Source organism: Candidatus Pelagibacter sp. HIMB1505 (genome assembly GCF_052047915.1).
GTDB classification, from domain to species: Bacteria; Pseudomonadota; Alphaproteobacteria; order Pelagibacterales; family Pelagibacteraceae; genus Pelagibacter; species Pelagibacter communis_A.
This window is the reverse complement of the sequence record NZ_JBNAIR010000001.1, coordinates 943735-966501: the sequence shown is the minus strand read 5'-3', so window position 1 is coordinate 966501 and position 22767 is coordinate 943735. Positions and strand designations below refer to the sequence as shown.

General features: G+C 29.0%; 24 protein-coding genes and 1 tRNA gene. 5 read left to right on the top strand and 20 right to left on the bottom strand.

Annotation, left to right across the window (positions count from 1 at the left end; genetic code table 11):
• The first annotated feature begins 37 nt into the window (after positions 1–37).
• Positions 38–862, top strand: a complete 825-nt coding sequence (locus ACTTAU_RS05055; RefSeq protein ID WP_438304992.1) for a M48 family metallopeptidase — start codon at positions 38–40, stop codon at positions 860–862.
• An 8-nt stretch (positions 863–870) separates the two neighbouring features.
• Here the strand turns inward: ACTTAU_RS05055 and ACTTAU_RS05050 are convergent.
• From ACTTAU_RS05050 to ssb, 6 genes are all read right to left on the bottom strand, one after another.
• Positions 871–946, bottom strand: a tRNA-Lys gene (locus tag ACTTAU_RS05050).
• Positions 947–1024: 78 nt separating this feature from the next.
• Positions 1025–2137, bottom strand: a complete 1113-nt coding sequence (tgt, locus tag ACTTAU_RS05045; protein ID WP_438304993.1) for a tRNA guanosine(34) transglycosylase Tgt — start codon at positions 2135–2137, stop codon at positions 1025–1027.
• Between the two features lie 8 nt (positions 2138–2145).
• Positions 2146–2706, bottom strand: coding sequence for a peptidylprolyl isomerase (locus ACTTAU_RS05040; RefSeq protein WP_438304994.1), 561 nt, complete (start codon positions 2704–2706; stop codon positions 2146–2148).
• A complete protein-coding gene (coaD, locus tag ACTTAU_RS05035; protein ID WP_438304996.1) occupies positions 2699–3193 on the bottom strand; it encodes a pantetheine-phosphate adenylyltransferase in 495 nt (164 codons plus the stop codon). Before coaD ends, ACTTAU_RS05040 begins: the two co-directional genes overlap by 8 nt.
• Positions 3193–5772, bottom strand: a complete 2580-nt coding sequence (gyrA, locus tag ACTTAU_RS05030; protein WP_438304998.1) for a DNA gyrase subunit A — start codon at positions 5770–5772, stop codon at positions 3193–3195. The genes coaD and gyrA overlap by 1 nt, the downstream gene beginning before the upstream one ends.
• 5 nt (positions 5773–5777) lie before the next feature.
• Entirely contained in the window at positions 5778–6236 is a 459-nt protein-coding gene (ssb, locus tag ACTTAU_RS05025) for a single-stranded DNA-binding protein (RefSeq protein WP_085114261.1), read from the bottom strand.
• A 91-nt stretch (positions 6237–6327) separates the two neighbouring features.
• Between ssb and uvrA the strand changes: the two genes are divergently transcribed.
• Together uvrA and ACTTAU_RS05015 are read left to right on the top strand one after the other, a co-directional pair.
• Positions 6328–9183, top strand: a complete 2856-nt coding sequence (gene uvrA / locus ACTTAU_RS05020) for an excinuclease ABC subunit UvrA (protein WP_438305000.1) — start codon at positions 6328–6330, stop codon at positions 9181–9183.
• Between the two features lie 40 nt (positions 9184–9223).
• A complete protein-coding gene (locus ACTTAU_RS05015) occupies positions 9224–9826 on the top strand; it encodes a urate hydroxylase PuuD (protein ID WP_438305002.1) in 603 nt (200 codons plus the stop codon).
• On the opposite strand, the gene secF is transcribed toward ACTTAU_RS05015, so the two are convergent.
• The 13 genes from secF to ACTTAU_RS04950 are packed head-to-tail and all read right to left on the bottom strand — an operon-like array spanning position 9823 to position 20625.
• On the bottom strand, positions 9823–10713 hold the full coding sequence (gene secF / locus ACTTAU_RS05010) for a protein translocase subunit SecF (RefSeq protein WP_438305005.1): 891 nt from the start codon (positions 10711–10713) through the stop codon (positions 9823–9825). The two genes, ACTTAU_RS05015 and secF, sit on opposite strands and share 4 nt — an antisense overlap.
• The gene (gene secD / locus ACTTAU_RS05005; protein ID WP_438305006.1) at positions 10713–12266 is read right to left on the bottom strand and encodes a protein translocase subunit SecD; all 1554 of its coding nucleotides are present in this window, start codon (positions 12264–12266) and stop codon (positions 10713–10715) included. The genes secF and secD overlap by 1 nt, the downstream gene beginning before the upstream one ends.
• 20 nt (positions 12267–12286) lie before the next feature.
• Positions 12287–12574: a preprotein translocase subunit YajC gene (gene yajC / locus ACTTAU_RS05000; RefSeq protein ID WP_438305007.1), complete on the bottom strand. Its 288-nt coding sequence runs from the start codon at positions 12572–12574 to the stop codon at positions 12287–12289.
• A 54-nt stretch (positions 12575–12628) separates the two neighbouring features.
• On the bottom strand, positions 12629–13888 hold the full coding sequence (gene serS, locus ACTTAU_RS04995) for a serine--tRNA ligase (RefSeq protein WP_438305008.1): 1260 nt from the start codon (positions 13886–13888) through the stop codon (positions 12629–12631).
• Position 13889: 1 nt separating this feature from the next.
• The gene (tatC, locus tag ACTTAU_RS04990) at positions 13890–14651 is read right to left on the bottom strand and encodes a twin-arginine translocase subunit TatC (protein ID WP_438305010.1); all 762 of its coding nucleotides are present in this window, start codon (positions 14649–14651) and stop codon (positions 13890–13892) included.
• Complete coding sequence (tatB, locus tag ACTTAU_RS04985) at positions 14644–14877, bottom strand: Sec-independent protein translocase protein TatB (protein ID WP_438305012.1); 234 nt, start codon at positions 14875–14877, stop codon at positions 14644–14646. The genes tatC and tatB overlap by 8 nt, the downstream gene beginning before the upstream one ends.
• A gap of 5 nt (positions 14878–14882) precedes the next feature.
• Positions 14883–15083 (bottom strand): twin-arginine translocase TatA/TatE family subunit, encoded by a 201-nt coding sequence (gene tatA, locus ACTTAU_RS04980; RefSeq protein WP_085114252.1) that lies wholly within the window; start codon positions 15081–15083, stop codon positions 14883–14885.
• 42 nt (positions 15084–15125) lie between these two features.
• Complete coding sequence (gene scpB, locus ACTTAU_RS04975; RefSeq protein ID WP_438305014.1) at positions 15126–15827, bottom strand: SMC-Scp complex subunit ScpB; 702 nt, start codon at positions 15825–15827, stop codon at positions 15126–15128.
• Complete coding sequence (locus ACTTAU_RS04970) at positions 15827–16564, bottom strand: segregation and condensation protein A (protein WP_438305016.1); 738 nt, start codon at positions 16562–16564, stop codon at positions 15827–15829. Before ACTTAU_RS04970 ends, scpB begins: the two co-directional genes overlap by 1 nt.
• 9 nt (positions 16565–16573) lie before the next feature.
• Positions 16574–17521, bottom strand: coding sequence for a glycoside hydrolase family 3 N-terminal domain-containing protein (locus tag ACTTAU_RS04965; RefSeq protein ID WP_438305018.1), 948 nt, complete (start codon positions 17519–17521; stop codon positions 16574–16576).
• Positions 17514–17777 (bottom strand): hypothetical protein, encoded by a 264-nt coding sequence (locus ACTTAU_RS04960; RefSeq protein ID WP_438305021.1) that lies wholly within the window; start codon positions 17775–17777, stop codon positions 17514–17516. Before ACTTAU_RS04960 ends, ACTTAU_RS04965 begins: the two co-directional genes overlap by 8 nt.
• A complete protein-coding gene (gene argS / locus ACTTAU_RS04955; RefSeq protein WP_438305023.1) occupies positions 17777–19510 on the bottom strand; it encodes an arginine--tRNA ligase in 1734 nt (577 codons plus the stop codon). Before argS ends, ACTTAU_RS04960 begins: the two co-directional genes overlap by 1 nt.
• The gene (locus tag ACTTAU_RS04950; protein WP_438305025.1) at positions 19507–20625 is read right to left on the bottom strand and encodes a deoxyguanosinetriphosphate triphosphohydrolase; all 1119 of its coding nucleotides are present in this window, start codon (positions 20623–20625) and stop codon (positions 19507–19509) included. Before ACTTAU_RS04950 ends, argS begins: the two co-directional genes overlap by 4 nt.
• A 50-nt stretch (positions 20626–20675) precedes the next feature.
• Here ACTTAU_RS04950 and ACTTAU_RS04945 point away from each other — a divergent pair, with 50 nt between their 5' ends.
• Positions 20676–20993 (top strand): HesB/IscA family protein, encoded by a 318-nt coding sequence (locus tag ACTTAU_RS04945; protein WP_438305026.1) that lies wholly within the window; start codon positions 20676–20678, stop codon positions 20991–20993.
• On the top strand, positions 20993–21769 hold the full coding sequence (gene xth / locus ACTTAU_RS04940) for an exodeoxyribonuclease III (protein ID WP_438305027.1): 777 nt from the start codon (positions 20993–20995) through the stop codon (positions 21767–21769). The genes ACTTAU_RS04945 and xth overlap by 1 nt, the downstream gene beginning before the upstream one ends.
• Here the strand turns inward: xth and ACTTAU_RS04935 are convergent.
• Complete coding sequence (locus tag ACTTAU_RS04935) at positions 21761–22759, bottom strand: Ldh family oxidoreductase (RefSeq protein WP_438305029.1); 999 nt, start codon at positions 22757–22759, stop codon at positions 21761–21763. The two genes, xth and ACTTAU_RS04935, sit on opposite strands and share 9 nt — an antisense overlap.
• Between the last annotated feature and the right edge of the window lie 8 nt (positions 22760–22767).

Genomic DNA, 22767 nt, shown 5'->3' with positions numbered 1-22767 from the left:
GATTCATATTTAAATATAGTATCAATTTCATTATTAAATGAATAGAAGAAAATTCCTATCATATATAAGTTGCGGTTGTTGTGGATTTGTTTTGAATGCGTGTTCAACTGCACCAATTACAGAAAGACGTCAATTAAAAATCATCCCTGAATCTAAACTTAATGCTCAAGCAGCAGAAATATATGAAAAAGTTAAAGAAAAAGAAAAGTTAATCACAGATACAAAGCAAATAGATGAGATTAAAGAAATTGGTAAAAAAATGGAAAATGCAATTGGAGAATATTTTTATAAAGAAAAATTAAATGATCCAACTGTGAATTTTGACTGGGAATATATATTAATTGATAATAAAAAAGTAAGAAATGCTTGGTGTATGCCTGGTGGTAAAATTGCTGTTTATACTGGAATTCTTGAAGTAACAAAAAATACAAATGGTCTTGCTGCTGTAATGGGTCATGAAATTGCTCATGCAGTTGCAAAACATTCTGTTGAGCGTGCTAGTCGTGGTGTAATTTTAAATACTAGCACTCAATTAATAGACATTTTTAGTGGGGGTAAGTTATCTCAAGTTAACAGAGCAACAGGTATGAATACGGTAGGTCTATTATCACAATTAGGTATTATGAACCCATTTAACAGGAAACAAGAGAGCGAAGCAGATTATTTAGGCATGATTTTCTCATCTTTATCTGGATACGATATTAGGGAAACAGTAAAAATCTGGGAAAGAATGAAAGAGTTTAACAAAGGTAAAGCACCACCAGAATTTATGAGCACTCACCCATCTGCTGATAATAGAATTAAAAAGATTAATGAGTGGACTAATGAGATAATTTTAGATTATCCACCAATTAAAGTTTAAACTTTAAATGGTGAGCCGTGATGGACTCGAACCATCGACCCATTCCTTAAAAGGGAATTGCTCTACCAACTGAGCTAACGGCCCACATCATTCAATGAATGAAAATTGTGTATACAGAATTATTTTGATAATTCAAACCCGAAATCCCAAAAATTATCTAAATTACAACTTATTTATGTATTTATTGTGAAAATCATCAAATGTACCATTAACAATATTCTCACGTATAGCATTCATTAATTCTTGATAAAAATTGATATTATGTAGTGTTAACAACATTGAAGCTAATATTTCATTTGTATTGAATAAGTGGTTCAAATAATTTTTAGAATATTTATTTAAGTTTAAATTGTCACATTCTGGATCAAGAGGTGAATTATCATTTTGGTATTTATTATTTTTTATATTTACACGACCACCCCAAGTGAACGCTAAACCTGTTCTGCCAGATCTTGTAGGTAAAACACAGTCAAACATATCTATGCCTCTCTTAACTGCGCCCAAAATATCTGATGGCGTTCCAACACCCATCAGGTAATGTGGTTTTTCAGATGGTAAATCAGATTTGATATCATCTAGTACTTTAAACATTTCATCTTGACTTTCGCCAACTGCCAAACCACCTAAAGCATAACCATCAAAACCTATTTTCATAAGTTCTTCTAAAGATTTTAATCTTAAATCTTTAAACAAACCACCTTGGACTATACCAAATAAAGCTTTGTGTGGATTTTTACCAAAAGCCTTTTTGGATCTTTCTGCCCAATATAATGATAGTTCCATTGACTTTCTAATAAGTTCATAATCTGAAGTATTTTTAGGACATTCGTCCATAATCATTACAATGTCAGAATTTAAACCTAATTGAATTCTAATACTTTCCTCTGGACTTAAATAAAATTTTTTACCATCAACATGGGAATTAAAAATTGCACCCTTTTCTCTATCAATCTTATTTAATTTAGACAATGACATAACTTGAAATCCACCTGAGTCAGTTAAAATAGGTAAATCACAATTCATAAATTCATGCAGACCACCAGCACTTTGAATACGCTCTACTCCAGGTCTAATCATTAAATGATAAGTGTTAGATAGAATTATATCTGAACCAGTTTTTTTAATATCTTCAATTCTACATGCTTTAACAGTAGCCTGAGTTCCAACAGGCATAAAAGCAGGTGTTCGAATATTACCTCTGTGGGTTTCTATAATCCCACATCTTGCAAAATTATCTTTATTAAGAATTTTAAAGGCAAAATTTTTTAATGCCATTTAAAAGACTACAACGATTTAAAACTAATAATCTTATCTGGATCTGATACCGATCCGTTATTACTTTCGTCGCCTCTTTTAATTTTGTCAACAAATTCCATACCTTCAATCACTTTGCCAAAAACAGTGTATTGATTATCTAAAAATGGAGCTGGCTTAAAGCATATAAAAAATTGACTATTAGCACTGTTTGGATCTGACGATCTAGCCATTGAAAGAGTTCCCCTATCATGAGGAAGGTTACTAAATTCTTGTTTTAAATCTGGAAGATCAGATCCTCCCATACCTGCTCTTCTTAAATCAAAATTGTCTGAACCTGAATTTCCAAATTGAACATCTCCTGTTTGAGCCATAAATCCATCTATAACTCTGTGAAATACCACATTGTCATATTTACCACTGTCAGCCAGCTCTTTTATTCTTTTTACATGGTTTGGGGCAACATCAGGAAATAATTCAATTTTAACATCACCATCTTTTAATTTTAATATCATTAGGTTCTCCTCTGAGATTGATTGATTGGTTAAGATTAATAAAAATAATATTATCTTTATAAAAAATTTATTCATATTTTTCTTTTAGTGATCTAATTGTACTTTTTGTAGTAAATTTTTTTATATCTCCACCTAATTTAACTATTTCTTTAACAAATCTGGAAGAAATTATTTGATTTTCAACATCTGACATCAAAAAAAGAGTTTCAATATTATTATTCAATTTTCTATTCATACCAGCTAATTGAAATTCATATTCAAAATCAGATACCGCTCTTAATCCTCTTAATATTATATTTGATTTATATTTTTTGCATAAATCGGTTGTTAGTGAAGTAAATGATATAACCATAATTTTTTTCTTATTTAATTTAAGATCTGAAAATAAAGCTTTTTTTACAATCTCAATTCTTTCATTTACATCAAATAAGTATTTTTTATTTTCACCGTCTGAAACTGCAACAATTACTTTATTAAATAATTTTAAAGATTTTTTAATAACATCTATATGGCCAAAAGTTATTGGATCAAATGTTCCAGGATATATAGCTACGTTAGACATTAAACAAGATTATCATCAATTTTTATTGCTGAAACAACTTTTTCATCACCTGTTAATTTAATAATTCTAACACCTTGTGTATTTCTACCTGCAGTTCTAATTTCTTTAACAGCAACTCTTATAACCCTTCCTTTGTTGGTTGAGATCATAATTTCATCGCCCTCGTAAACAGGAAATGAAGATGATATATTTCCGTTTCTAAGAGAATTAATTATTCCTATAATTCCTTTACCGCCTCTATTGGTAACTCTATAGTCGTAATGTGAAGTTTTTTTCCCATAACCATTTTCCGTAATAGAAAGTATATATCCTTCACCAGCTTTAATTTCAGCTTTATCATCTTTAGATTTTTTTCCGTTTTTAGAAGTTTTATCATTGTTAATTACTGACAAAGAAACAATTTCATCATTAGGAGCAAGTTCAATGCCTTTAATACCTTTAGATGATCTTCCTTTAAAAATTCTTAATTTTTTAGTTTCAAATCTAATACATTTTCCGAATTTAGTGCTTAAAATTGCATCTTGATCAACTTTACAAATTTTTACACCAACAATTTTATCATTATTATCAAGCTTCATTGCAATTTTACCTGATGCGTTAATAGAAGAAAAATCATCTAAACTATTTTTTCGAACTTTACCTTTGGCAGTTGCAAAAATTATTTGATAGTCATTTAAATTTTCATCTCCTTCTGGAAAAGGCATAATTGAACTTATTGATTGATGGTTTTTTAGGGGCAAGATATTGAATAATGATTTACCTTTGGAAGATGATGATCCTTCAGGAATTTTCCAAGCTTTAATTCTGTAAACTAGCCCTTCAGTTGAAAAAAACAAAACAGATGTATGTGTATTGACAGATAGGGTTTGAACTACTGAGTCTTCATTTCTTGTTGTAATTCCAGTCTTTCCTTTACCACCTCTTTTTTGAGTTTTTACATTATTTAGTGAACCACGCTTTATGTAACCCTGCAAAGTTACTGTTATTAAAACTGCTTGTTTTTGGATAGTTTCTTCAATGTCGTAATTCAATACGGCATCAATTATCTTGGTTCTTCTTGGTACAGAAAATTTTTCTTTAATATTTTTTAATTCTTCACTTATTACTTTTAAAAGTTCTTTCTTTGAGGATATAATTTTTTTGTATTTTGCAATAAGTTCGGCTAATTTTTTAATCTCCACTTCAATTTCATTAATCCCAAGCGCAGTTAATTTCTGTAATCTTAATTCTAGAATCGCTATTACTTGAGGTTCAGATAAACTATAATCACTTTTAGTTTTTTTACCTTCAACCAAAGAAATCATCTTTTGTGATTTATTAATTTTCCATTTAGTACTTAAAATAGATTTTTTAGCATCATCAGGAGTTTTTGAATTTCTTATAATCTTGATTATTTTATCTAGATTTTCAACTGAAACTGATAAACCAATTAAGATATGAGCTCTTTCTTCAGCTTTTTTTAAATCAAACTTAGTTTTTTTAATTACTACATCTTCTCTAAATGTTAAGAAATTTTCTAAAAATTCTTTTAGATTGCAAGTTTTAGGTTTGCCATCAACAATTGCCAACGTATTAAAACCAAACGAACTTTCAATTTGAGTATTTTTATAAAGTTGTCTTTTAATTGTTTCAGGTTCAACACCATTTCTCAAATCTATAGAAACTCTTATTCCTTCTCTGTTAGACTCATCTCTTATATCCTTTATACCTTCAATCTTTTTTTCTCTAACTAACTGTGCAATTCTCTCATTTAAAATTGATTTGTTAACTTGATAAGGAATAGAATTTATTATCAATCTTTCTCTTCCATTTTTTTGTGTTTCAATAGAAATTTCACCCCTGATCTTAAAAGATCCTCTTCCTTTATTATAACCTTGTTTAATTATATCTTTTCCTATTATCACTCCGCCAGTTGGAAAATCAGGACCAGGAATATGTTTCATTAATTCTTTGATCTTAATGTCTTTATTTTCTATTAAAGCTAGAGTTCCATCTATAATTTCTCCTAAGTTATGTGGAGGGATACTTGTAGCCATCCCAACAGCAATTCCTCCTGCGCCATTTACCAGTAAGTTTGGATATTGAGCTGGTAAAACTGTTGGCTCTTTTTCAGTTTCATCATAGTTACTTTTATAATCAACTGTGTTTTTTTCTATGTCGTCAATTAAAAATTGAGAAACTTTTGAAAGTCTTGTTTCAGTGTATCTCATAGCTGCTGCTGGATCTCCATCAATTGATCCAAAGTTTCCTTGTCCATCAACCAAAGGTAAACTCATAGAAAAATCTTGCACCATTCTAACTAGCGCATCGTATACAGATTGATCCCCATGAGGGTGATACTTACCAATAACATCTCCAACTATTCTTGCAGATTTTCTGAATTGTTTTGACCAATCGTAACCACCTTTATACATTGCATATAGTATTCTTCTATGAACAGGCTTAAGACCATCTCTAACATCAGGAAGAGCCCTACTAACTATTACACTCATTGCATATGAAAGATATGATGAGCTCATCTCATCATGCATTGAAATGAGTTTTATGTTTTTATCTTTTGAAACTTCAGTTTTGTTCATGAAAACTAGAATGGAATTTCGTCATCCATATCATTTGCAACTTGCGAAGCATCCTCTGGAGCATTTGATGAAGATTGATTGTTGTCATACTGAATGCCACCTCCAGAATTTCCACCACCTAACATTGTTAAAGATGAGTTGTATCCTTGAATAACAATTTCTGTAGAATATTTATCTTGGCCAGATTGTTCATCTTTCCATTTTCGTGTTGCAATTTGACCTTCAACATAAACTTGAGCACCTTTTTTTAAATATTGCTGAACAACGTTAACTAAACCTTCATTGAATACAACTACACGGTGCCATTCGGTTTTTTCTTTTTTTTCGCCTGTATTTTTATCTTTCCAAGATTGACTGGTTGCAAGACTTAGCCTTGCTACACTTTTACCGTTAACCATTTGTTTTATTTCAGGATCTGCGCCTAATCGACCAATTAAAAGAACTTTATTTAAACTTCCAGCCATAATATTTTTTAAATTTGATTGTTATTTGAATTAAATTTATACCACATATTGCTCTGAATATTAATTATATTAATCCATAGCAAGAAAATTTATGATCAAAAAGATAGTTATTAAGGGTGCTAAAGAGCATAATTTAAAAAATGTTTCTCTTGAAATTCCTAAAGATAAATTTGTTGTAATTACAGGTCTATCAGGATCAGGAAAATCATCCCTCGCATTTGATACAGTCTATGCAGAGGGACAAAGAAGATATGTTGAGAGTTTATCAGCTTACGCTAGACAATTCTTAGATAAAATGAAGAAACCCAATGTTGATCTAATAGAAGGTTTAAGCCCTGCGATTTCAATAGAACAAAAAAATACCTCTAAAAACCCAAGATCTACAGTTGCAACAGTAACAGAGATTTATGATTATATGAGAGTATTATATGCAAGAGCTGGTATACCCTACTCGCCCTTTACAGGTAAACCAATTACATCGCAAACGATAACTCAAATAGTTGATAGAATTAAAGAGTTGCCAAAGAAAGCAACAATATATTTATATGCCCCTGTAGTAAGAGGTAGAAAAGGTGAATATAGAAAAGAAATTTTAAATTATAAAAAAAGAGGTTTTAGAAAAATTAAAATTGATGAAACCTTATACGATATTGAAAATGTTCCTGAACTTAATAAAAAAGTAAAACATGATATTTCAATTTTAGTTGATAGAATTGTTTTAAATTCATCACTTGGTAATAGATTAGCTGAGGGAATAGAAACTGCAGTTAATCTTGCAAATGGATTGATATTTGTTGAACACGAAGACGAAACTTTACCAAAAAAATTTAGAAAAGTTGAAAAATTAATTTTCTCGACCAAATTCGCATGTCCTGAAAGTGGATTTACAATTGAAGAGATTGAACCAAGATTATTTTCTTTTAACAGCCCTTTTGGAGCTTGTGAAGAATGTGAAGGAATTGGAGTAAAACTAAATGTAGATCCTAATCTCGTAATACCTAATGAAAAAAAGAGCATAGCTGATGGTGCAATTGAACCTTGGGCAAAAACTACAACTTTGTATTATGCTCAAACTTTAGCATCTTTAGCTAAGCATTATGATTTTTCATTGGAAGAAAAATGGAGCAAATTATCAAAAAAAATTAAAGATGTAATTCTCTATGGATCAGATGATGAAGAAATTAAATTTTCTTATGATGATGGTTATGAAAAATACTCTCACAAAAAAACATTTGAAGGAGTGATTAATAATTTAGAAAGAAGATATTTAGAAACCGATAGTGATTGGAAAAGAGAGGAAATTGCCCAATACCAATCTGATACTAAATGCGAGAGATGTAATGGTTATAGGCTTAAGGATGAAGCTTTATGCGTAAAAATTGATGGGCTCCATATTAGTGAAGTTACCGAAAAATCAATTTTAGATGCAGCTGCATGGTTTAAAAATTTGAATAATAAATTGGATAAAAGACAAATTAAAATTGCAGAACATATTTTAAAAGAAATCAATGAAAGATTAACTTTTCTATTAAATGTTGGATTAGATTATCTAACACTCTCAAGAGAGTCTGGAACTTTATCTGGAGGAGAAGCTCAGAGAATAAGATTAGCATCACAAATAGGTTCTGGTTTAACGGGAGTTTTGTATGTTCTTGATGAACCTTCAATAGGTTTGCATCAAAAAGATAATGTTAAACTTATAAGTGCTCTAAAAAGATTAAGAGATTTAGGGAACACCGTTATTGTTGTTGAGCATGATACAGAGACAATGGAAAATGCGGATCATATAATTGATCTTGGTCCAGAAGCTGGTAGTAAAGGTGGAGAAGTAGTCGCACAAGGCTCTTTTAAAGAAATTTGCAACAATAAAGATAGTATTACAGGAAAGTATTTATCGAATAAATTTAAAATTAATGTGCCAACAAAAAGGAGATTGGCAAAAAATGGTAGATTTTTAGAAATAACAGGAGCAACTGGAAATAACTTAGATAATGTAAATTTAAAAATACCACTCGGAAGTTTAACTTGTGTTACTGGTGTTTCAGGATCTGGAAAATCAACACTAGTTTTACAAACTTTATATAATGCATTGAATTTGACTTTAAACAACAATAAGTCACGTAAAATTCCAAAACCATTTAAGGGATTTAAAGGAACAGAATTAGTTGATAAAATAATTGATATCGACCAATCTCCAATTGGCAGAACACCAAGATCAAATCCAGCAACATATACAGGAGCTTTTGGCCCTATAAGAGATTGGTTTACCGCCCTACCAGAGTCTAAAACTAGAGGTTACAAACCTGGTCGTTTCTCGTTTAATGTTAAAGGTGGAAGATGTGAAGCTTGTGAAGGAGATGGGGTGATAACTTATGAAATGCATTTTTTACCAGACGTTTATATTCAATGTGATGAATGTAAAGGTACAAGATATAATCGAGAAACATTAGAAATTAAATTTAAAGATAAAAGCATTGCAGATGTTTTGAATATGACTGTAGATGAAGGTTGTGAATATTTTGAAAATATTTCTAATATTAAATCAAAACTATTAACACTCAAAAAAGTGGGGCTTGGATACATAAAAATTGGACAACAGGCTACCACACTATCAGGTGGGGAAGCTCAACGTATTAAATTGGCTAAAGAATTGTCAAAAAGATCAACTGGACGAACGATGTATATCTTAGATGAGCCAACGACTGGTTTGCATCAACATGATATTAAGAAACTTTTAGAAATTCTTCATACATTCGTTGCATTAGGAAACACAGTTGTTGTTATTGAGCATAATCTTGATGTAATTAAAACAGCAGATTATGTTGTTGATATGGGCCCTGAAGGGGGTGTTAAAGGGGGTAAAATTATTGCCGAAGGAAAACCAGAAGAAATTTGTAAAGTTAAAAATAGTTATACTGGTCAATTCTTAAAACCACTTTTAAATTGATTTTAAATTTACTAAAATTGATGTATAAATCTTAAGAATCATGAGTAATTTACTTTCATCTTTATCTAAAACAGTTCATGCTTCAGTAATTTTAGCTATTGTGCTGTTTTTGGGTTTGTTTTACCAAAATGATGGTTTTACTTTTGATGTAACTTTTTATAGCTGGTTTGCTAGATATACTCATGTTGTAGTTGGGATAATGTGGATTGGTCTACTTTGGTATTTCAATTTTGTTCAAATTCCAAACATGGCTAAGATTCCAGATGAACAAAAACCAGCAATTGGCAAAGTTATAGCTCCAGCAGCGTTGTTTTATTTTAGATGGGGTGCAGCTTTAACAGTTTTATCTGGCTTAATACTTGCATATTTAAATGGTTATTTACACGACGCTATGACATTAAGTATTGGTTCAGGTATACCTAAACACACAGCAATTGGTATTGGTATGTGGTTAGCAATAATTATGGCAATTAACGTTTGGTTTGTAATTTGGCCAAATCAAAAAAGAGCTTTAGGTATTGTTGAATGTGATGCTGATTTAAAAGCTAAATCTGCAAAAACTGCAATGTTATTTTCAAGAACAAATACGTTATTATCGCTTCCAATGTTATTAACAATGGTAGCAGCTCAAAACTTATATTAGATTTTTTCTTCTTCTTTAAGAATTGTTTTTTGCGAGACGTTCAATCTTACAAGTATTGTGTTTGCAATATATATTGAGGAATACGTTCCGAATATAACCCCAAAAATCATTGCAAGAGAAAATCCTTTAAGGATTTCACCTCCAAAAAAGAATATAGCGAATAATGCTAATAATGTTGTGATAGAAGTGATTAATGTTCTAGACAATGTTTCATTAATTGAAATGTTTGTTAATTCAAAAATTTTAATATCAGAATATTTTCGTAAATTTTCTCTAACCCTATCAAAAATAACAACTGTATCATTCATAGAATATCCAACAATTGTAAGTACGGCAGCAATAATTGATAAATTTATTTCTAAACTTAATAACGAAAATAAGCCTAAAGTAATAATTACATCATGAGATAAAGCTACAATTGCTCCCAAACTAAACTGCCATTCAAATCTTATCCAGATATAAATTAGCATTAAAGCTAAAGAAACACATATTGCAATAATCCCTGATTTTAGTAATTCAGCACTTACTTTTGGTCCAACATTTTCTACTCTACGAAAATCAAAATTATTACCAAAAGATTTATCTAAATTAGATTTTATTTCCTCAACAATATTCTTGACATTATTTTTGTTTTCAAATTTTATTAGATAATCTTGATCGTTACCAAATCTTTTTACAGATACATCACCAAGATCCATCTGGTTTAAATTATCTCTTAAACTAGAAACATTTATTTTTTTATCTGAAGATCTTAATTCAATTAAAGTTCCACCTTTAAAATCTATACCAAAATTTAACCCTTTAAAGATAAGCAATCCTAATGAAATTAGAACTAATAGAGCTGAAATTATATTAAACTGTGTATTAAATTTGTTAAATCTTATCATTATATTAAAGCCTCTTTATCCTTGTTTCTAGAAACATAAATAGCCGTTAATAATCTTGCTATAAAATAAACAGAAAATAATGTTGTAAATATTCCGACACCTAATGTAACTGAAAAACCTTTTATAGGTCCTGATCCCATAAAAAATAGAATAATGGCTGCTAATAGAGTTGTTATATTAGCATCTAGTATTGCTGTTCTTGATTTTGTATAACCACTATCAAAAGCAATAATATTATTATTTTCATTTTTCAGCTCTTCTTTAATTCTCTCAAATATCAAAACATTTGCATCAACTGCCATTCCAACTGTTAATATAATTCCTGCAATACCAGGTAACGTTAAAGTTGCTTCAAATAAAGTAAGAACGCCAAGAAGGATTATCAAATTAATAATTAAAGTAAGATTGGTTATTAAACCAAATATTTTATATTTAAAAAATATATAGAAAATTACTAATAAAAAACCTATTAAGAGTGCAATCATTCCTGCGTTTATAGAGTCTTGCCCTAAATCAGGACCAACAGTTCTCTCTTCAATGATATTTAATGGTGCAGGTAAGGCTCCAGATCGTAATAATAAAGCTAAATCTGTTGCAGATTGAAAGGTAAAACCGCCACTTATTTGTCCATTACCACTAGCTATCGTATCTCTTATAACAGGGGCACTAATAATTTTACCATCTAAAACTATCGCTAATTGTCTTCCTATATTAGATGAAGTCGCTTTACCAAATCTTTTTGCTCCCACTCTATCCAGTGTAAATGAAACCACAGTTTCATTAGTTTGATTATTCATCCGAGGCTGAGCATCAAGTAAATTTTCGCCGCTTAAAATAATTCTTTTACTAACAAAGTCTTCACTTGAACCATCTTCATATTCAAGTTTTTCAACACCAAATGAATCTTGATTGTCATTTGAAACAAATCTAAATGTTAAATTAGCAGTTTTACCTAACAGAGATTTTATTCTCATAGGATCATCTAAACCTGGTAACTCAACTAAAACTCTATCATTCCCTCTTTTTAGAATATTTGGTTCATTAGTACCAATTTCATCAATTCTTCTTCTAACTATTTCTAATGCTTGATCTTGAGAAGATGTTTTAAGTTCAACAAGACCTTGATTAGAAAAACTAAGTTCAAGTTTATCTTCAACCTCATTAATATCAAACTGATGAGATTTAAATACAGGATAATATGGATTGATATCACTATTTTCACTTATGAATTCATCAATCACTTGTTGTTTGAATTGATCCTCTACAGAAAAACTTAATTTTTGATTATTTAAATCTATATTAGCAATACGAATATTCTTTTCCTTAAAAAAAGATCTAACTAGTGTTGAGGTATTTTGTAATTTTTGCTCTATAACTGGAGCATTATCTATTTCAAGCAAGAGATAGGAACCACCTTGTAAATCAAGACCTAAGTTAATCTTCTTGTCTATAAATCTGTTATCTGAACTGAGTATATTATTTGATGTAATAGTAATAAAAAATAAAACAAATAAAGATACTAATATAATTCTTAACTTAGAAAAATATAACATCCCTTCAAAAATGATTTAGTTTATTTTTTTACTTCAACGTTATTAAGTAAACCTTGAATTCCAGTAGCTTTTACAATTTCAACTTTGACATTTTCTGCAATTTCAACTTCTACTTTGTCATTATCGATAATTCTTTCAACTGTTCCAGTGATACCACCAGATGTAATAACCTTGTCACCTCTTTTAAGACCTTCTACCATCGCTTTATGTTCTTTAACTTTTTTTTGTTGAGGTCTGATAAGAAAAAAATAAAAAATTACAAAAATTAAAATTAATGGGATAAACTGACCTATTCCTGAACCTTCCATAAAACTCCTTTATTATTGTTGTCTATTTATACTAGTTAAGAAATTAAAACAACTTTAATTAGGTGCAATTTTTTCTAAATTGTTCATGTACGGTCTTAATTTTTCAGGAATAAGAATTGAGCCATCATTCTGTTGATAATTTTCCATTACAGCAATTAAAGTTCGTCCTACTGCTAATCCACTACCATTTAGTGTTCCGACATGAAGTGTTTCTTTTTTTTGATTTTTATATCTAGTTTTCATTCTAGTTGCTTGAAATGTGGAGCAAGATGAACATGATGAAATTTCACGATATTTTTCCTCTGATGGTAGCCAAACTTCAATATCATAAGTTTTTTCAGCACTAAAACCCATATCACCACTACATAAAATTACTTTTCTATAAGGCAAGCCAAGATCATCTAGAATTCCTGTTGCGCAATTAGTCATTCTTTCAAGTTCATCTAAACATTTATCGTTCTCAACAATGCTAACCAGTTCAACTTTATAGAATTGGTGTTGTCTAATCATGCCTTTAGTGTCTTTGCCGTAACTACCAGCTTCTTTTCGAAAACAAGGAGTAGATGCAACAAATCTCAAAGGTAATTGTTTTAAATCTACAATTTTATCTTTTACAATATTAGTCAGAATTACTTCTGCTGTGGGGATCAAAAATTTACGATCAGATGCTTCATCAAACTTAATTTCAAATTGATCATTTTCAAATTTAGGTAATTGACCAGTACCATACATTGTATTTTCAGAAGCAATAAGTGGAGGTGAAATTTCTTTATAACCATTAGCTAAAACATGTTTGTCTAACATAAAATTTGATAACGCTCTTTCTAGTAAAGCTAATTTATCTTTAACAAATACAAATCTTGATCCAGTAGTTTTTGTTGCAAGATCAAAATCAAGCATATTAAGTTTTTCACCTAATTCATAATGTGTCTTAGGCTTAAAATCAAAACTTGGAATTTCTCCAGATTTGGAAATTTCAACATTATCATTTTCATCTGTACCAATTGGTACATCCTTATGAGGTATATTTGGAATACTGGATAATATTGTGTCTAATTCTGATTTGATCTGTTTTTGTTCATTAGAGATAGCATCTAATTCTTTTGATATTTCTTTAGATCTTTTAAAAAGGCTTTCATCTTTTGATTTAGAAATATCTTTTTTTTCACTTTCTAAAGCCTCTTTTTTTTGAATAAGTTTTCTATTATTTTCATCTAATTTCTTAATTTCATCAATATTAACTTCAATATTTCTAACCTTTAATTGATTTTTAAAATTTTCAAAATCAGTTCTTATTTCTTTGATATTATGCATCTTAGTTTTCTAAATTTTTATTTTCAATAAATTTTACAGAAAAAATAGATAATTCATATAATATTAATAATGGCACAGCTAAACCAATTTGCGTGATTGGATCTGGGGGTGTCAATAAGGCAGCAGCTGCAAAAATTATTACTACAACATATTTTCTTCTTGTTTTTAGAAAATGAGAGTCCACTACTCCAACTCTTGCAAGCAAACTCAAAACTACAGGTAATTGGAAACTTATTCCAAAAGCAAAGATTAATTTCATAACCAAAGATAAATATTCATTAACCTTAGCTTCAAGTTGAATTGGTAAATTTGTTGATAAGCCAGAACTTTCAAAAGATAAAAAAAACTTGATAGCAAGTGGCATGATTAAATAATAAACAAGCATACCACCAAGAAAAAATAGGATGGGTGTTAATACTAAATAAGGAAGAATTGCTGTTTTTTCATGTTTGTATAAACCTGGAGCAATAAATTTCCAAATTTGCATAAGTATAAAAGGACAAGTTACAAAAAATGCAGCAAAAAAAGATACTTTTAAATAAGTTAAAAATGTTTCCTGTAATGCTGTGAATATTAACCGTCTTTCGGTCCCATCGTCTCTTACTGCTTTTGCATAAGGTTCTACTAAGAAACCATATAAATGTTCAGCAAATACATAGCATCCAATAAAAAAAATTATCAAAAAAATGAAACTATGAATTAATCTTTTTCTTAGTTCAGCTAAATGACTAACAAAACCACCTTCTTGATCTTCGTTATGCATTTTTATTTTCTTCTTTATTATCTTCTTTTTTAATTTCTTTTTTCTGGATACTGTTATCTTCTAAATCAATATTTGAAACTTCACTTTGAATATTATTAATATATTTTTTTGTAGTTCCAATCCATGAACCAACTTTTTTTAACATAACTGGAAAATCTTTTGGTCCTAAAACGATAATAGCAATTGCCACAACTATTAAAATCTCAAACCAACCAATAGTGGGCATGTGATTTATTCTTTATCTTTTGAGTCTTGATTATTTTCGGAAATATTTTTTGGTTCTGTGTCATCTGTTACATCAGATGCCATCCCTTTTTTAAAGCTTTTTATGCCTTTAGCAACATCACCCATTAAACTTGAAATTTTACCTCTTCCAAAAAGCAAAACCACCAAGATAACAACAATTGCTATTTGCCAAATTCCTATGCTCATAGGTAAGTTATAACTTGTTTAGAATTTTTTTAAAGTGACTTTTTACTTATTATCATCTTCATTTAAAGTACTGCTGAGCATTTCATCAATATTTGAATAAATATCCTCTTTTTTTTCATCTTGTTTTTCTTTGTAAAATTTACCAGTACCAAATATTGCATTATCAACGCTTGATGTATCAATCAGTCCAGCAGCACCTAATTCATCTACTGTTGGTAAGTCTGATAGTTTTTGAAGATTAAAATGACTCAAAAAGTCCTCAGTAGTTACATACTGGATAGGTTTGCCCGGTACATCTTTTCGGCCACCTGGTTTAACCCAGTTTAACTCCATTAGAATTTCTAAAGTATTAGTTCCAAAAGCAACACCTCTAATTTCTTCAATCTCAGCACGGGTTACAGGTTGATGGTAAACAATGATAGCAAGAGTTTCAACAGCAGCTCTAGATAATTTCTTTTCTACTGTTTTTTCCTGTGTCATTAAATTTGATAAATTTGGAGAAGTTCTAAAAGACCATTTTTTTGAAATACAAACTAGATTTATGCCTCGATTAGAATATTCTAACTGAAGTTTATCTAAAGATTTTTCTATATTAACTTTTTTAGACAACTTACTTTCAATAGTTTCAATATCCAAAGGTTCAGCAGCTGCAAAAATAATAGCTTCAATTTCTTTTTCTACAGGAGATAATTTTGTTGGAAAATTTACTATATTATCTTTTTTTTCTATCTTTTTTTTGTTCATTAATTTTCTTTTATATAAATATTATCAAATAACTTATCTTGTTTAATCTTAAGATTACCTTCTTTAACTAATTCCAAAGATCCTGCAAAAATTCCAGCTTTACCAGTTTTCTTTATTTTTTTTCCTGATTTAAAATTACTGGGTATCAAATCTTCTAAATTTTTCCAATCAACTAATTTACCAAAAAAATCTTTGATAGTTTTAATTCCATCCTCTGTAGTAAATACAGGTAATTTAGGTATGTTCATTTTCTGAAAATCTTTGGTCATGATGATCGAAGAATATGCTTTTAAAAGTTCAAATAAATTCAATTTATATTCTGCACTATATATTGATCTTATATTTCCCTTCATTCCCCTAGTTCTTATTTCACGACCTAATCTTTTCCTTTTTAACATTTGTTCAGAGAGTAGACGTATTAATTCAAGTTTTTTTAGTTGTAATTTTAATTTTTCTGCCACTTCTTGAACTTTAAATTCTTCCTCAGGTGTACCTGGTAATAATAATTTTGATTTTAAATAAGCTAACCAAGTTGCCATCAAAAGATATTCCGACGCTACTTCTAAATTTAAATCTTTCTTATTAGAAATATAATTATGAAATTGATCAGCTAATTTTGTTATTGATATCTCTTCAAGGTTAACTTTTTGGGCTTTAGCTAAATCTAAAAGAACATCAAGTGGACCATTGTAATTCTCAACATCTACTTCAAATAAAGGACTTTCAGATTCGAACATGTTTAAACATTAACTCAAAATCTTATAAAATTCTGATGTTTTTTTGATTATAAAAGAGTTCACTTTTGGAGAATTTTTAGCAACAATAGTCATTTCATTTAAATTTCCATTACAATGCAATGCAAGATTGCACCCAGCTTCAAATAATCTCTTAGTATTATCCTCAATTGATAATTTCAAACTTTTCATTGATATATCATCAGAAATTATCAAATTTTTAAATCCAATTTGGTTTCTTATAATTTTGATTAATTTTTTTGAATGAGTGACAGTATTTATAGGATCAATTTTTTTAAAGATTACATGTCCAGTCATAGCAAAAATTGATTTTTTCAAATTAAATGATCTAAAATCATTTTTCTTTAAATATTCTAAATCTTTATTCACCACAGGAGTAAAATGGTGGCTATCTACCTTAGCTAATCCATGTCCTGGTATATGTTTAATGACTGTTCCAATTGAATTAGTTTTAAAATATTTAATGCACAAATCTCCAATTTTTGAGACTAATGTAGGGTTTCTAGAAAAAGACCGATCACCAATAATATTTGAACTACCTTTGTATCTTAAGTCAAGAACAGGCAAAGTATTAATATTGATACCCAATTTATTTAAAAGATGACTTATTTTATCAATAAAAATTTTATAACTAATATCAAATTCTTTTTTGTTTTTAACATAAACATTTCCAAAATATTCAGACGTAAAATTGTCTAAGGAAATTAATTTACTTAATCTATTTACTCTACCCCCTTCTTGGTCAATCATTATTGGATAATTTTTATCTTTAAATATTTTTTTTATATTTGATGTAAGTTTTTTGATCTGATTAATATTATCTAAATTTCTTGTAAAAAGAATAATTCCCCATGGCTTATGCTTTCTTAAAAAAAGAATTTCCTGATTAGTAAGTTTTTTACCTTTTATACCAGTAATAAAAGATTTTCGATTAATCATCTTTATTCAATAATTCCCAAAAATAATATTTTTTCTTTTTTTTTGTTTGGGTATTTTTAACATATTCAATAATATTTTTTGTATCATCCTCCAAAATAGGTAGATTTTGAGAATAATTTTCAATTCTTTTATCTATGTTTGTAAGTGAGCGAAATGATTTTTTTTTATATGAGTCTGAAAAATAATATTTTGCAGTAAAGAAAATAAAAAGAGTGATTACTAATAAAAAAATTAAATATTTGACCTCTTTTAACATTACATTTTTTCAGGCGTTTCAACGCCAATAATATTCATTCCTGAACGTATAACATTTGAAATAACTTTTAAAAAAATCAATTTATCATCAGATATTTTTCTATCTTCACTGATAAATCTTTTTTCTGGCTTATCTTTTCCTAAATTCCAATAAGAATGAAACTGTGAGGCAAGTTCATACAAATAAACTGGAATTCTATGAGGTTCTAATTTCTTTGATGCAGCATCAATACATTTAGGCCATTCAGATATTTTTTTAAAAATCTTAATTTCATCAGAACCATATTCAAAATTTGATACTGATATTTTTAGATCATCATTTAAATCTATATTTAAATGACGATATACTGAAGATATTCGAGCATAACAATATTGAACGTAATAAAGTGGATTTTCTTTTGATTTATCTTTTACGTCATCAAAATCAAAGTCTAACTCAACATCACTACTTCTATTGAGCATAATAAATCTAGTAGCATCTTTTCCAACTTCAGAAATCAAATCATCAACAGTTATATAATCCCCTTTTCTCTTTGACATTTTAAAAGGTTTTTTATCCTTAATAAGTTTAACTAATTGACTTACTTTGCAAATTAATTTGTTTTTCGAACTTGATAACGCATCAACAGAAGAAGTTATTCTTTTTATATATCCTGCATGATCAGCACCTAAAATATTTATTAAATAATCATATTTTCTATCTATTTTGTTTTTATGGTAAGCTACGTCGCTTGCAAAATAAGTCCAAGACCCGTCTGATTTTTGAAGAGCTCTATCTTTATCATCACCAAAGTCTGTAGATTTGAATAGAAGTTGTTCTCTTTCAACCCAATTAGGATCATCTTCACCCTTCGGAGCTTTTATTTTGCCTTTATAAACATGATTATTTTTGGTTAAAAAATCTATAACTTTTTCAACTTCTTTAGCTTCTACAATAGATTTTTCACTTACAAAATTATCATGTTCTATTCCAAGACTATTTAGGTTTCTTTTAATCAAATTCATTGCTTCAGCTATAGACAATTTAGTTAGTTCTGCTGAAATCTTTTCGTAATTTTCAAAATTTAGGTCATTATTCGAATTGATAATATTGTTTGCAAAATCAATTAGATAATCACCTGGATATAAATCCTCATTATTAACTGGAAATGGTTCGTTAAATTTAATTTCTCTTATTCTAGAGTAAACAGATTTAGTAAAATTAATTATCTGATTTCCATAATCATTAACATAATATTCTTTTGTAACATCATGGTTGTTGAAAGATAATATATTTGAGATGACATCACCTAAAATAGCACCTCTGCAGTGACCTACATGCAAAGGACCTGTTGGATTAGCAGATACAAACTCTACTAAGTATTTATTCTTCTTTTCTTTTTCATTAACTCCATAGGTGTCTGGAATTTTAATTATACTGCTTATAAAATTAGTCCAAAAAGATGGCTTTAATTTTATGTTAATAAAACCGGGTTTTGCAACTGAAACATCTTCTATATATTTATCTAAAGATTTTATCTTTTCAGATAAAATATTAGCGAAATCAAAAGGAGATTTACTATTTATTTTGGAAAGAACCATTGCAACGTTTGTGGATATGTCACAATTAAATTTCTCTGGTGGTATCTCAGCGTTAATACCTTCTAAGGATGAAGGTAAAATAATTTGACCTTCTTTATTGAGGTCATTCAACAAAATTTTAATTTTTTCTAAATAATAATCAAAGATATTCATTTACTACTTTTGTAAAGGTTAATTGCATATCGATCAGTCATACCAGATATAAAATCTGAAACTGCTCTAAATTTATCATGGTTTAAATCTTGTTTATCAATAAACTTTAAAGGTCTTTTAATAATCATCTTAAACAATTGATTTATTATTTTTTTTCCTTTGTTATTTTTCTTTAACACATCTTTATTATTGTACATTTTGGTTCTTAGAAATAATCTTATCTCTTTTTCAGATAATTTTATTTCATCTGAAAAATCCACAATTAATTCTTTTGAAAATTTTAAATTCTTATGGTTTTTAATATTTAATCTATTAAGATTTTTTTTTGTATTTGAAATTAAATCCTTAATCATTAAATCAATCGAATCTCTTATAATCTGATGAATTGCTATTTTGTAATTTTTTTTATTAATTTTTTTTTTGTATTTGTTGTAAATATCTTTAAAAAAATCTATCTCAACTAATTCTTCTAGTTTAAACAAATTAGCTTTAATACCATCTTGAATATCATGGTTATTATAAGCTATGTCATCAGAAATAGCAGCTATTTGAGCTTCTAAAGGGGGATAGGTTTTAAAAATAATCTTATTTTTAAATCTATTTTTTCCAATCAAAGTATCAACTAAATCTAAGTCCTCAACTGGTCCATTATGTTTAAGGAGACCCTCTAAAGTTTCAATTGTTAAATTAAGACCTTTAAATTTTAGATATTTATTCTCTAAAAACATAACAATTCGCAATGTCTGTAAATTATGATCAAAACCACCGTAAGTCGACATACAATCATTTAGGGCATCTTCTCCTGCATGACCAAAGGGAGTATGACCAAGATCGTGGGCTAAACTTAAGGTTTCTGATAGATCATCATTTAGACCAAGATAACTTGAAATTGATCTTGCTATTTGAGCAACTTCAATTGAGTGAGTTATTCTTGTTCTATAATGATCACCTTCTGTATTTACAAAAACCTGCGTTTTATGTTTTAGTCTTCTAAAAGATGCACTATGAATTATTCTGTCACGATCTCTTTGAAATGGAGTACGATATTTTGACAAAGGTTCTGGTATTAATCTACCGACACTAGAGAACTTTCCAAGTTTTGATTTGCTATTCATCCTTTAAATTAAAAAATTAAGTATTATATTAGTATTATCAGTGTTGAATAATGATTAAAGAAATTAAATTTACCGATAAAGCTTTAAAACAAATCAATAGTTTGCTTAGTAAAAAAGATGAAGGCTCCTTTTTTAGAATCGCTATTAAAGGGGGCGGTTGTTCAGGTTTTCAATACGAATTTACTTTTGAGAAAAATAAAAATGATGATGATTTGAGTTTTGAAAATATTGTAATTGATAAAACATCAGCAGACTTACTTAAAGGCTCAGAAGTTGACTATGTTTCAGAATTAATTGGTGAGTCCTTCAAAATTAATAATCCACAAACCAAATCCTCTTGTGGTTGTGGTGTGTCTTTCTCTCTTTAATGATCATTTCTTCTTGGAACGTTAACTCTGTTAGAGCACGTATTGAAAATATTAAAAGCTATCTCTTAAAATATAAGCCTGACATATTAATGATGCAGGAGATTAAGACTGAAGATATAAATTTTCCTTATAATGATTTTTCATCAATGAATTATGAAAGTCACGTATTTGGTCAAAAAAGCTATAATGGAGTTGCAATAATTTCTAAACACAAATTAAAGAACATAAGAACAGATTTAATTAAAGATAAATTAAAACAATCAAGAATTATTTCTGCAGAAGTTGAATTTAAAAAAAAAGTTATTCAATTAATTAATATTTATACTCCAAATGGAAACCCTGTGGATACTGAAAAATATGATTATAAAAAGAATTGGCTTGATAGTTTAATTAAACAACTAAAAAATTTATCTAAAAAAAATGAAAATATTATTTTAGCAGGTGATTTTAATATAATTCCTGCTGCAGAAGATGTTTATAACGTTAAAAGTTTTGAGGATGATGCTCTTTATCGTTTAGAGATTAGAAAAAAGTTAAGAGAGATAATTAATCTTGGTTTCAGTGATGTTTATCGTCATTTTAATGAAGATAAAGAGGGTTATACATTTTGGGACTATATGAGAGGTGCTTGGCAAAAAAATAATGGGATGCGAATTGATCATTTCTTAGCATCAAATTCAATTTTAGATCACATCAAAAGTGTAAACATTAATAAAGATCCAAGAGGAAGAGAGAAACCCTCTGATCATACTCCAATTGAAATTAAATTAACTTAAAGACTTTATTTTTTTTACTAAATCTTCGTTTATATTTCTTGGGCCTATATCTAATCTATTTTTATGTCTTCTCTCACCAGGTAATCTAACTTCGCCCATAGACTTCATTTTTTCAAAAAATTCCTCTGCATGTTTTTGCCATTCTGTTCCTGATGTTTTATTTGGACAAATAGCAAGTATGAATTCGCCTCCACTAGGAGGACCGCCATCATTGTTATCTTTTGCAGCAGTTTCATAACTAAAATTATCTCCAACTAATGCTCCAGCTAATAGTTCAACCATCATTGCGATAGCAGACCCTTTATAACCTCCAAATGGTAGTAAAACTCCACCATCAGTTATTTCACTTGGGTCGGTTGTCTCTTTACCCTCTTTTGTAAGTCCTGTTCCTAAAGGAACTTTATGTCCTTCTCGTTTTGCAACTTGAACCTCACCCATTGCCATGGATGCAGTTGCCATATCATATACTACTGGTGTTTTTCCAGGCCTTGGCCAAGCAAATGAAATTGGGTTTGTTCCAAACAAAGCTTTGCTAGCACCTGCAGGTGCCACAGCAGGTTTGTAAGAAGTGCAAGCAAAAGCAACTAATCCATCTTCTGCTAATTTTTCTGTTTCAGGCCACATAGCGGCCATGTGATGAGAATTATTAATTGCTAAAACAGCTACACCATTTTCTTTAGCAGCTTTTGTTAATTCTGGAAGACCTTTTGATAATACTACTGGCGCAAGACAATTATTTCCTAAAACTTTAATAACAGATGGAGAGATTTTTTTAACTTCTGGTTTACCCTTGCCATTTATTTTTCCACTTTTTAAACCAGACACGTAAGCAGGTAACCTAAATAAACCATGAGATACAGATCCATCTCTTTCTGCATTTCTAATTAAATCTGCTAAGATTGATGCTGTTTCATTATCACATCCATTAGCAACCAAGGTTTTCTTAGCTAATTTAAAAATTTCATCTAAGGTTAAAGCAATATTGGCCATATGATTAT